The 13,447-nt window shown below is 41.9% G+C and carries 9 protein-coding genes; 1 reads left to right on the forward strand and 8 read right to left on the reverse strand.

From position 1 onward, the window contains the following. Window positions 1–54: 54 nt before the first annotated feature. The 7 genes from JMY00_RS01100 to epmB all read right to left on the reverse strand — a co-directional run bounded on the left by JMY00_RS01100 (window position 55) and on the right by epmB (window position 10,741). Window positions 55–2,319, reverse strand: coding sequence for a DUF3488 and transglutaminase-like domain-containing protein (locus JMY00_RS01100; RefSeq protein ID WP_201578776.1), 2,265 nt, complete (start codon window positions 2,317–2,319; stop codon window positions 55–57). Next, a complete protein-coding gene (locus JMY00_RS01105) occupies window positions 2,316–3,332 on the reverse strand; it encodes a DUF58 domain-containing protein (RefSeq protein ID WP_201578777.1) in 1,017 nt (338 codons plus the stop codon). Before JMY00_RS01105 ends, JMY00_RS01100 begins: the two co-directional genes overlap by 4 nt. Before the next feature lie 253 nt (window positions 3,333–3,585). Continuing rightward, window positions 3,586–4,611, reverse strand: a complete 1,026-nt coding sequence (locus JMY00_RS01110) for a MoxR family ATPase (protein ID WP_201578778.1) — start codon at window positions 4,609–4,611, stop codon at window positions 3,586–3,588. A 42-nt stretch (window positions 4,612–4,653) separates the two neighbouring features. Further along, entirely contained in the window at window positions 4,654–5,088 is a 435-nt protein-coding gene (locus tag JMY00_RS01115) for a c-type cytochrome (RefSeq protein WP_240990611.1), read from the reverse strand. Window positions 5,089–5,176: 88 nt separating this feature from the next. Then, complete coding sequence (locus JMY00_RS01120) at window positions 5,177–7,264, reverse strand: GGDEF domain-containing phosphodiesterase (RefSeq protein WP_201578780.1); 2,088 nt, start codon at window positions 7,262–7,264, stop codon at window positions 5,177–5,179. A 322-nt stretch (window positions 7,265–7,586) separates the two neighbouring features. Next, complete coding sequence (locus JMY00_RS01125) at window positions 7,587–9,344, reverse strand: hypothetical protein (protein WP_201578781.1); 1,758 nt, start codon at window positions 9,342–9,344, stop codon at window positions 7,587–7,589. A 389-nt stretch (window positions 9,345–9,733) separates the two neighbouring features. Further along, window positions 9,734–10,741 (reverse strand): EF-P beta-lysylation protein EpmB, encoded by a 1,008-nt coding sequence (epmB, locus tag JMY00_RS01130; RefSeq protein ID WP_201578782.1) that lies wholly within the window; start codon window positions 10,739–10,741, stop codon window positions 9,734–9,736. 160 nt (window positions 10,742–10,901) lie between these two features. Here epmB and efp point away from each other — a divergent pair, with 160 nt between their 5' ends. Continuing rightward, a complete protein-coding gene (gene efp, locus JMY00_RS01135; RefSeq protein ID WP_160022040.1) occupies window positions 10,902–11,474 on the forward strand; it encodes an elongation factor P in 573 nt (190 codons plus the stop codon). A gap of 157 nt (window positions 11,475–11,631) precedes the next feature. On the opposite strand, the gene JMY00_RS01140 is transcribed toward efp, so the two are convergent. Continuing rightward, complete coding sequence (locus JMY00_RS01140; protein WP_201578783.1) at window positions 11,632–13,434, reverse strand: GAF domain-containing hybrid sensor histidine kinase/response regulator; 1,803 nt, start codon at window positions 13,432–13,434, stop codon at window positions 11,632–11,634. Window positions 13,435–13,447: the final 13 nt, after the last annotated feature.

The following is a 13,447-nucleotide window of genomic DNA, read 5'->3' on the forward strand; positions in this document are numbered from 1 at the left end:
TTGTCGTTAGCTCAAAATACTTTAGCAACTTAATAACACTATTATCAAAAACCTTTATAACAATGCACGTACGTCTTTTTTAAGTTGTTTGAGTCGTTCTTGATACTCGCTATGACTGCTATCAAATGTACTCAGTCGTCCATAGCGTAACTGACGGTAGTTTTGTCTAATTTCAATAAGCTTTGTTTGAATAACGATTGGATCACTACTATCTGTTAGTTGACTCGTAGCAGAATGAGCATTGCCACCCTGACGGCTATCAATAGCCGATGCCAAACGTTCCAACCAAGCTAGTTGCCCTTCATTATCATTGCGAGCTAATAATTTATCATGTTTGGCAACACGTTTTGAAAGCTGAGCAAGAGGTAAGTCTGCTGGGTGCCAGCGCTTACGGCGGCGATACCAAATGACAAACACTAAGATCGCCATAACGGAAACCGCACTGATGGCTAACCAAATGATTTGCTGCAGGATTGAGCTGATATTGAACCATTTGAGTAGCGAGTCGGCCTGTTTGTCTTGGTCATAGCCGACTACGTCTTTTTGCCAGTAGTAGCTCGCTTGGTCTGATAATCGGCGTAGCGTTTGTAGCATTTGATACTGCTGATAGCTGATTTGCGCACTGGCACCATTACCAAACATAGCCGCCCCTTGCTGCTCGGTCATCGTATTCATGCCTTGCTCTACTCGCTCAGGTGCCACAAATGCTGTAGGATCCACACGCACCCAGCCTTGGCCCTCAAGCCAAACCTCAGTCCATGCATGCGCATCCATTTGCCGCACTTCCCATACGTTACCATTACGACTCGGCTCACCGCCTTGATAGCCAGCTACTACTCGTGCAGGAATACCAGCGGCGCGTAGCATAAAGGTAAAGCTTGACGAATAATGCTCACAGAACCCTGCTTTGGTTTCAAATAAAAACTCGTCAATGCGATTAGTATTGAGCCTTGGTGGCGACAATGTATAGCGAAACTCTGTTCGATTAATCCATTGCTCAATAGCAGCGATGTAGCGAACAGGATCTGAACCTGACTGCTCAAATAACTGCTTAGCAAGCGCGCGTGCTTGTGGATTACCTTCACTAGGCAAGGCAAGATTTTCACGTCTTGATGCCTCTGTTAGAACCGGATCAATACGCATCTGGGCGAACTGCAACACATCATAGCGAAGTTGCTGCGTAACAGGTTGGTCCTTTGATAAGGTAAATTCAGAGGTAGTATTGATATCTGGCTGCTGGGAGAACGGATAATCAAGACCAAATAGCCAGTTTTGCTGAGTGGGTTCTAAGATAACCTTGTAATTGACAGGTGCCGCCCTTGATTCATCAGGTACAGTAGCAAAGGCATTTTGAATCCATGCAGGTGCTTGCAATCTCGACGACCATTGATTCTTTTGGGAAGCCGGACGCCATGTGACACCATCGAAATCACTAAATACCAAACCGCGCCAATACAGCTGCTGTTGTGGTGGGCGCTCATCAGCAAACTCTACGCGAAAAGCTAGCTCAGTCGACTGCCCTAAATTGGCAAAATCACCAGGAGACATGCTATCAGACACACCTGTAACGGCTTGCTGACCTGAGAGCTGTACGGACCACAGCGGTGGCAGTCTCGGAAAAAATAAAAATAGCACCACCAATAATGGTAACGCGCCAACCCCTAACACGCCCAATGTACGCAAGCGTCCGTCACCGCTAGCATTGCTATCATCATTAAGCGCAATAAATGCTAGCAACACAATGACTGCGCCAACGATCACTTCTAAAGTAGTCAGTAAACCTTGGTCCATCAAAAATAATGCTGCAAGTACGAACAATGATAGATTCAACACTACATAAGCATCACGGCGCTTATATAGCTCCCATAGCTTACTAACTAGGCATAGCACTAGAAATGCCACACCCATATCCAATCCAAACGCTGTATTGTAGGTTAGCCACAGACCTAGTAGCCCCAGCAGAAAGCCTAGCATTTGCATACTTTGATAAATACGCTTTAGGTGCGATAGTTTTTTGAATTTAGCTTTGATATAAGGCAATTGAGCGATGATACTAACGGCGGCAAACCCTATCAGCCATAATGGTAAATGTGCGGCATGCGGTAACACAACGACGACTTGAGCAATTAATACCCAATAATAAGCTGGCAGTGCAAATAATTTACGATACCATTTAGCGTCATTTCGCTCAGGTCGAATTGAGACTTTTTGACTCAAAGCCAACTGCTCAAAGCTTGCCGTTTTTGTAGCATCGACCGCAGAATACTCTGTGGACAGTGTATCAACATCAGCAGAAGATAAGCGTTTAGAATTGGTCATGGTGCTTTCGCAAGCCTTAGCAAGCATGCTTGCGCAAAGGATTCTCCGTTACCCATCTCCGCAGTAGCAGGAACATCACTAGGTAAACGCATTTGAAACGGCAAGCCTAGCTGACCTAGCGTCAATGCCCCATAAGCCAATTGTGCAAGTTTTTGCTCGTGATGTGCAGCTGGCATATCTGCATAATCAAGCGTTTGCTCATGACCGACCGGATCAGCGAAGTGCTTGGTCAGCATACCTTGTCCCCGCGCTACATGCCCCCAAGAGACTCGGGCCAATGACTCACCCTCGACATAGTTATCTAATCGCTCAAAGTCGTCCTGACCCTGTCTATACTGCCCACCTGTTGGTAAATCCTCTAAGCTTGCGATTGCATATTTTGCTTGCCAATCAAAAACTTCAGGTTTTGGATATACCCACGCCGTACGCGCAAAGTATACGTAAGACCATGCACGCATGATACCTAGAGGATAAACTGTTTTTATTTTTAACCGCGGCAGTTCAAGCTGACCACGAGTATTGGTTTGAATAGGCAGTCGAATGACTTGCTCACCTTGTAATCGCGTGATAAGCACTGAACTTTGCGCATTTATACCATTTTTGGTTTTCTTATTGGCTAACTGCTCAAATTCAAATAGCAACTGGCGCCGTGGTTGGCGACTATCACTATTCAACTGTAGTGCAACCCAAACAGGCGAGCCTGCTTCTGTCATAATGACTTCTAGCAGACGCACTTGTAGACCAGATATATGAGCAAAAGTAACATGAAAACTAATTAGCCAAATACTGACCAGATAAAAGCACAAACCAAGCACTAAGTTGTTGCCATAGTTGATACCTGCGATAAAGGTAATTACTAACAATACGGCGAATAGCATTCCTTCACGACTAAAGAAAATATAGACATTGCGCAAATTAAGCGTAGCACTGTCACTCTTAGGTGCGCGCGCGGCAAACCAGCGGCTCAGAGCTGATTTTATTGGTGCGGTTAAGGCCTTTGGTAACAAGCTCATGACTACCCTATTATTACCATCTGATTGACAATGTTGTCATCATTTGTATTTATATCTGACTGACAAGCAAACTCACGAATAGAACGATGTAGTTGATTCAGGACAATTCGAATACAAGAAAAGCGGGCGAGAATACCGTAAATAGTGAACTGAGTGACTTTGATATTTTTTCTAAGTTATATAGATTTGACTACGTGTAGAACTATATTTCAGCGATGTAGTTAATCAATAGGGTCAAACAGTCTGCCAGCTGCTAAGCAACGACTGACACTTCTGCTAGGATACGTTGGGCAATGGTTTTTGTTGCCTGCCCACCAGTCACATGCGCGGGTACGAAACGCTGACCGAGGCGATGATCAGTGACCGCAGCAAACACCGCTTGGATATTTTCAGGGGTCACTTCCATATATCCCGATACATAGGCATGCGCTTGGGCAGCACGTTGTAGCGACAACACGCCGCGAGGCGATAAGCCATGATACTCTTGGCTTGCACGAGTTTTTGCAACCAGTCTCTGCAAATAATCCAATACTGTATCTGCTACATAAACCTGCCTGACACCCTGCTGAGCCAATAGTACAGCTTCAGTATCAAGTACCGTATTCAAATCTTTGAGCAGCTCGCGACGATCTTTACCTTTTAGCAGCTCACGCTCTGCGGCAGGCGATGGATAACCCAATGACAAACATAACAAGAATCTGTCTAACTGCGACTCTGGGAGCGGATAGACACCTGCTTGTTGCAATGGATTTTGGGTGGCAATGACAAAGAATGGCTGTGGCAAAGGATAAGTCTGGCCATCTTGCGTGACTTGTCGCTCCTCCATCGCTTCAAGTAGAGCACTCTGCGTTTTAGGACTGGAACGGTTGATTTCATCAGCAAGTAATAACTGAGTAAAGATAGGGCCCGGACGAAACTCAAATTGCTGTTTACTTTGGTCATAGATGCTCATACCCAAAATATCAGCAGGCAACATATCATTGGTAAATTGCACTCGGCTAAAGCTCAAACCTAACAACTGTGCCAAGCCCTGTGCCAAAGTCGTCTTACCCATACCAGGCAAGTCCTGCAATAATAAATGACCGCCTGCTAAGATACAACTGAGTGCTAGCCTAACTGCTTGCGGCTTGTCCAATACAATCTGATTTAATTTCGCTAACAGCTGTGCAATTTTCTGCTGGTTGCGTTGAAAATCAGACGTACTAGGTATGGGCTGGCTGAGCGGATTCGCTGTTCTCTGAGAGATGGATAATGATCTATCGTTAGCTGCATGGGTCATAGTAGGTTATTGGCTCATTTTTTAGGTCATAACGATGATAAGTCAGTTTACATCAGCTGTAACGGTTGGTGCAGCGGCACGGAGCGTAGATAAATAAGCAATGATATCGGCACGCTCTTTCGCATCTGGCATCGGGTCAGACAGCATTTTGGAGTCTGGCATGGCTTTTTGGGCATCTGCAATATATGGATCGAGTGTCTCTGCATCCCATACCCAACCTGAATCTTCTAGCCCTTTGCTGTAGGTATAGTCTTTTAACTCGGCAGCAGGCGCACCATATATATTCATTAATTGTGGGCCCTTTTTATTCAAACCTGCATTACGTTGATGGCATTGACCGCAAGCATCTTTATAAATTATCGAACCGTTGTCCGCATCTCCATCGGTATATAAGGGCAGAGTCACAGGAGCACGGTGGTCAGGTGGTGTTTTCTCACAAGCTGCGAGCAACAGAACAGCAGCCAAAAGGCTGCTCATTTGATATCTACTGATAAGGGACATTTTTAGCAATCTTTGGTTGAGGAATATCATCGCCATAACATAAACGATATGATGTATTGGCCTTTTAACTCGCTACCTTTATTGTGCTACTAGGTTCTTCTAAATAATACCCTTGCAAATAGCGCGCACCCACACTCCAAGCGACTGACATCGTTGCTGCATCTTCAATATAAGGCATGAGCACATCGACTTTAATGTCATTAGTACGCGCAATAAGAGATTTAACCGTTTCTAGATTTTCTGCTGAACCAATATCTTGGATATAACTGCGCGCCAAGCGTACCATATCAGGCTGGACAAAATTGGCAATTTCAATAGATTTGACAGAAGAGCCAAAATTATTAATACCTAGTTGACAGCTAACATCGCTGAGTGCGGAAAATTGAGATTTGGCGACGGTTAAGTGATCAGAGATATCTATTTCATTGAACTGTAGTGTCAATACACCAGCTGCGCCGCCTACCGCTTTTATCAATTGACTGGCGACAATCGGCAGTTTTTTATCAACCAGTGAAGCATTAGTTAATTGTACTAACAATTTGGCTTCAGGATGAACCTTACGGACGTCATTGATTTTCTTACAGGCATTGATAAGCACCCATCGATCAATCTTTTCTAACAGTTGATGTTTTTTAGCCACCGCCATAAATTGATCAGGGGTTAATACCGTATTGTCAGCATCTGACAGCGGTAACCGTAGATACACTTCAAAGAAGTCGCTACGATCGTTGTTGATGTCGTATATCGGCTGAAATGATAGCTCAAAGCGGTTATTAGTAATGGCATCCACTAATGACTCAGCAAGCGCATGATCATCGCTATTGGCATGTTCGCTTGGGTCATATATACGGTAAGATCCACCACTGTTAGAAGTTTCTACCATGATTTGGCTGATAGCATCCATGGCGCGTTCTAATATAATGACAGGCTCTACCGTATTTTTTTCAATTTTGACAATAGCAATACTAACTGTTGTATTGGTTGTACGTTTATCAACTTCAATAAACATACCCTTTATTGACGAACCGATATGTTTAGCAAGCTCTTCAATATCACTCGTCGTCTTGTTTTTTACTAATATCGTGAATGCGGTATCGCTGAAACGGCTCACATGCCCATCAGGTACTAGCTCAGTCAACGTGTGGGCAACTTGTTTGACTGTTGCATCTATTCCTTGTAGACCTAAGCTACTTCTTATTTTTCCTACATTATCAACCTGTACATATAGCAGGGCTGCGGTCATTAGTCCTTGCGTCGCCTGCTGATGTATTGCTATCATCTGATCTTCAAAACCACGACGATTATCTAAGCCAGTTAAATTATCTTTACGTTCAGCTTCAGCTAAACGCTTAGCAACCTCCGCACTATTGTTACTATTCTGCTGAATAATAATCTGAATGACTGGCTCGCCTTCTAGTGTGGCTGATGCCAATTGTAGTTTCGCTTCAAAAGTACTACCATCTGTCCGTACACTTTCAAAATTAAACTCAACGTCTTGGCGACTGCCTTTGTCAAACTGACGTAAAAACTGTTTAAACCCTTGAACATTATCTCTACCTGAAATCAGGTCAATAATAGGTACGCCTACCACTTCATTCATCGATTTAAAGCCGAATAGCTGAAGATAGGGATCATTAGCAAATATATGAATACCCTCGTCTATATAAGCGACCGCGCTCTTAGAGTTCTTAATCAACACATTGGCACGTTGTTCTGCTTCAGAAAGCACTTGACGTAAGGTTTTTAGCTCACGACGACTGCGCAAACTATTATGTTGCAAACAAATGGCCATTACCACTGGCATCTCTTGATCCATTTCAAGCGCTTTGATCATCGTGCCACTAATCACAGTCGGTAGCTCATACTCATTGTAGGCAGTCGACGCTATCTCTTCATTCGTTAAACAGATCATTGGCAGATCGATATTTTGCTCTTGTACGATGCTCACCACATCTGTAAAGCTCATATTATAAGCTTTGCCAAATACCAGTACATCCCACGGTTGGCGCAGAAGTTTTAATAGCTCTTCTTTATCGTCCAAAAACCCCAAATTCACACTATCATAATAAGGACTCAATAACTGCACAAGACGTTCAGCATAGAGCTGATCATCATTGATCACCAACAAATTTAAAAGAGATTGAGAGCGCATAAGGAGCCTTTTAGTCGTACGTATTGTTATCTATTATTTTGTTACTTTACATCTTTGTCTAAAACTAACCTAGCACATAAAACACGCTAGCGTTAATATTCTATGAATCCTATCAGTATAGACTGAGCTTTCACCATGATAATTACTTTATTGTTAGAGATATCATAAAAATCAGAGTAACAATATTTATCATTATAGACAATAATTAGACCAACTGCAGATTAACTTATGACCTTTGTCGACTACTATATTACTGACAGAAATCTGTATAAATGCTTCGTTATGGCCTAAAACACCTGTTATGTACAGATGTCCCTAAGCGCTATAACTGCGCCACCTCATATTGACTAAACTTATCAGTCATCATCAGCCTGCGTCCTAATCGTAAAGAAGTTTGTTTATTACCAATACGCATGACGACTCTATCATCAGTTTGAAAGTACGAAGGTGATACGATTAACGTGCCGCTCGTCTGTAGCTGTTCATCCTTACCGAGAATAAATGCCGGTACAAAATGGTGACTTCGTGTTTTACTGCCTTCTAAACGTAGTCCACATGCTACAATTTTAAGCCCGAGTATCTGCCATTCCACTTCTGGATTTTTAGTATCGACATTTAACCAGCGTACCACCCCTATTGACCAATTAGGTTGTTCTGTATTTTCAGATCCATAGACCAAAATCAGACTCATGATATGCAAAGGCTGCGGTGTTGTCCTAGAAAGATCAGAGTCATTTTTTTCTACAATAAGCTCTTCTTTATTGAGAATACTTTCGTCGACAACATTCTCATTAGGCTTACCAGCTTTTGGCAACAAATGCAGTCTGCGATATGCTGAAGAACTGTCATGGTCGTCAAATATCTCAATGTTTATAACGCTACTGCGGCTACGCTCGCTATCAAATGTATCGTATAAAGGTCTGTCTTCTTCTCGTAGATGTTTGATAGCGATCAAGTTGGCAAAAGTTTTTGAATGACCTATATGGTAGTGTATATCGTTAAAATTGGTGATTAACTTTGCCTGCTGTTTGATAGTATATTTGGTTGGTAAGGTAAGTGGCGGCTGCAAATAGCGGTAGCTGATGGTCATCGAAATAGCATTAAGCAGACTATATTCTACTGTACCACCTTCCTCGATAAAGTCTTTTTTACGTGACTCAAAATACTCAACTATCGGTGTCAGTTCTATAAATAGACAGTCATGACGATCTTCATAGGGGTTGATATGAGAGTTGACTGTTAGATAGCTTGGCGGATTACTACTATGAAGATCAACGAAAACTTTTGTCTCGGTGGCAGGCTCCATTGTCGCGACCATGTGTTTAGCCCAATCAGGCAATAGACGCTGTACGAGTAAGATATTCGGGCGCCTCATAGCACGCAAATTTAACAAGTGATGCAAACACATTTGGCAATATAACTGATGAATACTGTTTGTTTGGTTCATGACAGTATGTAGACTTAAATCAATATCAGCCACTTTTCTCTGATGAGCAAGATAATATAACTGATTGACTTTAGACCACAGGTAATTTGATGGCTTTCGATAGCACAGTGTTTCTTCTGCTAATAGTTTTTGGTATCTTAATAGTGATTGATAAATCGCAATAGCAAGAGTGCTATCAGGTTTAGTCTCAGCACCAAAAAAACGCTGCCAACCTTTACCAGAAAATTGGTTTAAGGAGGCTTGTGACAACTGCGTCTCACGACGTATGACTTTGTCATAAACCATAATAATTAAATAATGCAGCGATTGCATTTGAGCGATATAAGACATCTGATCCTGACTAAGCGCGCCTGTCTCATAGATATAGTGCTGCCTAAAATCTGCAATCAGTCGGTCTGAGGCATCAATGACTGTTGCCATTAATTTAAGACGCTGTTGTTCATCCATATTGGATTCACGTAATACTGTCAGTAGACTCTCTAAATGCTCTGTTTGCTGCTCTTGGGTAAGCGTAGGTAGCGTTGCTAACATCTTTAACAAGTAACGCTCTTGACCATTTACTGAGCGATTAGATAGCGGAGGTAGTGGCTCTGTAGAATCTAAATGCTCTCGAAACATTGATAACGTTATCATCAGTATCTTTACTCTCTATTAGTCACTCCGAAGCAATCAGTAATATGCAGCAGTACAAATACATGTATGGCATAAAAAATGTTTGTTAAGCTAGACTATAGAAAAGTGATGATATCTATTTATTGTAAGCCTAAATCTAGCAGTACGCTCTGACAATACCTACATACTGTCAAAATCTTACATCTAAAATTGTATATTTTTAAGTTAGCTTACATACTGACAGTCTATATTCTGCTCCAATCATATATCTATATATACTTATACAAAAGTATAAATCCTAGATTTTAGTTTTTAGTTTTTAGTTTTTAGTTTTGAAAGATACTATCCGTATCTTTTTTAAGAGCCTCTCTTTGTTTACTAATTCTCCTAAATTGTTATAGTGCCCTATATTAGCTATTGCTGTAAATATCAATCGGCACTTTAAAAGGTCTATTCGGTAACTCTCTGACTAACTTAGGAACAAGATAACCTGGCAATGATGCTAACAATGACCAATAAAGCTCAATCGCTGCTTGCTCACTACTATCAAAATGTGCCGCGCCAGCCACTTTGTCCAACACATGTAAATAGTATGGTAGCACGCCACAAGTAAACAAACGCTGACTAAGCTGCACTTGCGCGTCAAGAGTATCGTTGACACCTTTTAACAACACGGCTTGGTTTAATAGAGTAATCCCAGCTGCTCTCGCACGTTGCAAGTATTCAGTAGTTGGTGCATCTAGCTCATTGGCATGATTACAGTGAATGACCATGACAATATGACAGCGACTTTGAGATAGCCTTTCTAGCAATGCAGCGTCCAAGCGTGCGGGTATCACCAATGGCAAACGCGTATGCAGCCGAATGGTAGTAATCTGCGGAAGAGACTCCAAAGTATCTAACCATAAAAACAAACGTCTATTGGTCACATTTAGTGGGTCACCACCACTCAGAATTACCTCATTTACCTCAGAATTTGCATTAATATAGTTGATGATATTTTCTTTTGCATCAGCAGTCGGCATATTGGCACTATAGTCAAAATGCTGGCGAAAGCAGTAACGGCAGTGAATAGCACACGCGCCTGTAATCGTTAATAACACTCTTGATTGATACTTATGGAGCAAACCTTTTACAGGGTTTTGAGTGTTTTCGCTCAGCGGATCTGCTACGTAGCCTGTGACGTTAATCTGCTCTTGCTGGTCTGGCAACACTTGTTTAAGCAGGGGATCATTACGGTCGCCAATAGCCATTTTTGCCACAAAGCCACGCGGCACACGCAGTTCAAAATGCTTAGGTACGTAAACTTCTGCACGCATTGATTCAAGCTGTAGGATACTCAATAGCTCATCAACAGATGTAATAGCTTCCGATAATTGCGTTTGCCAGTTTTTTTGTGTGATTAAATGGTTTATCATGACAGCCTATTACCTGTGCCCAAAATCCGATATTATACGCCCTTAGTGTCTAGCCTATCAAAGTATCCTCGTTAATCCGTAAATACTTGGCATAACAGAAAATTTTGGTACAGTCAGCCCTATGTCTTACTATTATATTTACAACCCCTAGGAGTTTCTTGTGGCAAGTTTTTCTACTAATGAATTTAAAGCTGGTCTAAAAGTGATGCTTGATGGCAACCCTTGTGCCATTCTTGAAAACGAGTTTGTTAAGCCTGGTAAAGGTCAAGCCTTTAACCGTGTTAAGTTGCGCAACCTTCGTAGTGGCAAAGTACTGGAACAAACTTTCAAATCAGGTGACAGCTTAGAAGCTGCTGATGTGATGGATACTGAAATGAACTATCTATACAACGATGGCGAGTTTTGGCATTTTATGCATCCTGAGAGCTTTGAGCAGATTCAAGCGGACAAAAACGCAATGAGTGACTCAATCAAGTGGTTAAAAGAAAACAGCAATGCTCTATGTACCATTACGTTATTTAATGGCGCTCCTCTGTCAGTCACGCCGCCTAACTTCGTTGAGTTAGAAATCGTAGAAACAGATCCTGGCGTACGCGGCGATACTTCAGGCGGTGGTGGCAAACCTGCTAAATTAGAGACAGGTGCCGTTGTACGTGTACCATTATTTGTGCAACAAGGTGAAGTGGTACGTGTTGATACGCGTACTGGCGACTACCAAACTCGCGTGAACTAATATCGCTCCGAACATGATTGATAGTTGATATTTACTGATATCTCTATCATCAATAAAAAAGCTTAACCACCATATAGGCGGTTAAGCTTTTTTTATATTTATCGATCATGGTTAATCGAAATGCTAATCAATGGTGCTAATACTAATATCTAGTAAGTTACTCTTCTTCCAATGATTGTTTCTGTATCAGCCAATACTGTACTAAGGCATTCAACTGCTCTTGCTTAAAAGGTTTGGTGCAATAATCCTGCATACCAACTTTCAGATACTTCTCACGCTCGCCGTCCATTGCATTGGCAGTCAGGGCTATAATGGGCGGCAATACTTGAGGATCATACAATTCATGCAATTTGATAGTTGCCTGCACTCCATCCATAATCGGCATATGATGATCCATCAATATCACATCATAACGGTCAGGAAATAAAGCAAAAGCCTCAATTGCTTGCTGACCATCCGTAACATGGGTGACAGTATGACCGCTGCTGGTTAGTGATTTTTTGGCTATGATCGCATTGACAGCATCATCCTCGACCAACAAGATATGGCCAGACCGCTCATGCGTAGGTTCAATCATAGTCGTATCGTGAGAGTCTTGCCATGTCTCATACTTGTTTTCATCAATAGTAGTCAGCGGTAATAAAACACTAAATGTCGTACCAACCCCTACTTCACTGTTTACGTGAATGTGACCACCCATCAAATCGACTAGGGACTTACAAACAGACAGTCCAAGTCCAGTACCACCGTAAATACGATGAGTAAACTTATTTGCTTGGTCATAAGCGTCAAATATCGCCTCTAACGACTCCTCTTTGATACCAACACCCGTATCTTTTACTTCTATACACAAAGTCATGTTCTGACCAGTTTTATCGCATTCTATTTTGTTTGCTTCTTTTTCTTGACTCGTACTCACGAATTTTTCGTCAATGTTATTTGGACAGTAACAATTGTCCATATGTTTAACATCGATACTTACTTGACCACCTTCACGTGTAAACTTGATCGCGTTATTGACCAAGTTTGCGATAATCTGCTTTAGACGTACAGGGTCGCCGTTTACATAAGGTGATAGTGTTTCAGTATAATGATAATCTAAGGTTACACCTCTTTGACGTGCCTTTATTGCAAATAAACTGACGACTTCATTACATAAACTAGATAAATTCAATGGAATAGAATCAATCGTCATTTTTCCAGACTCAACCTTCGATAAGTCTAAAATACCGTTAATAATGACCATTAAATGCTCATTGGAGACTTTAATGTTATCAACATAGTCACGCTGTTCGCTACTGAGTTCGGTATCACCTAACATCTCTACCATACCGATAATACCGTTCATCGGTGTACGAATCTCATGACTCATATTAGCCAAAAAGCTTGATTTCATCTCATTAGCACGCTTAGCATCGCGTTGTTTGTCTTGTAATTTCAACGCATCTGCGGCCATCATTGCAAACTGCGCCAATATCTTTTCTTGTTGACTACTAAAACTCTGATGTGGCTCAGTATCCATAAGACATAAGGTGCCTAGACGATACCTTTTGTTGTCTTCATTCAAGATAATAGGTGCCCCAACATAAAATCGTAGATACGGAGCGCCTGTGACCATCGGACTTTGGCTAAAACGACTATCCTTAAAGGTGTCTAGCACGATTAATACATCATCAGACAATATTGTATAATTACAAAAAGCCGTGTTACGTGGCCCTTTGCTTACAGCCTCATCTTCACTATCGAATTGGCAGGCTGGCTTTAAATATTGGGTTTCCTCATCCATAAAAGTAATGGTGACTACAGGCACATCAAAAAACAGCTTCACGAGTTCAACAAGCCGATCAAACGCAGGCTCCTCATCTTCATTGAGTACCTGATACTTTCTTAGCTTATTGATACGCTCTATTTCATCTACCGCGACAGGGTAGCTCTGCTGAGGTGAGTTAGATATAGACAAGGTAAACTCCGTT

This window comes from Psychrobacter sp. Pi2-52 (assembly GCF_904846705.1).
Lineage (GTDB): Bacteria > Pseudomonadota > Gammaproteobacteria > Pseudomonadales > Moraxellaceae > Psychrobacter.

Excerpts from the sequence above, each read along its gene's own strand:
- JMY00_RS01100 (WP_201578776.1), bottom strand. The coding sequence starts at position 2,319 with ATGACCAATTCTAAACGCTTATCTTCTGCTGATGTTGATACACTGTCC.
- JMY00_RS01105 (WP_201578777.1), bottom strand. The coding sequence starts at position 3,332 with ATGAGCTTGTTACCAAAGGCCTTAACCGCACCAATAAAATCAGCTCTG.
- JMY00_RS01110 (WP_201578778.1), bottom strand. The coding sequence starts at position 4,611 with ATGACCCATGCAGCTAACGATAGATCATTATCCATCTCTCAGAGAACA.
- JMY00_RS01115 (WP_240990611.1), bottom strand. The coding sequence starts at position 5,088 with ATGAGCAGCCTTTTGGCTGCTGTTCTGTTGCTCGCAGCTTGTGAGAAA.
- JMY00_RS01120 (WP_201578780.1), bottom strand. The coding sequence starts at position 7,264 with ATGCGCTCTCAATCTCTTTTAAATTTGTTGGTGATCAATGATGATCAG.
- JMY00_RS01125 (WP_201578781.1), bottom strand. The coding sequence starts at position 9,344 with ATGATAACGTTATCAATGTTTCGAGAGCATTTAGATTCTACAGAGCCA.
- epmB (WP_201578782.1), bottom strand. The coding sequence starts at position 10,741 with ATGATAAACCATTTAATCACACAAAAAAACTGGCAAACGCAATTATCG.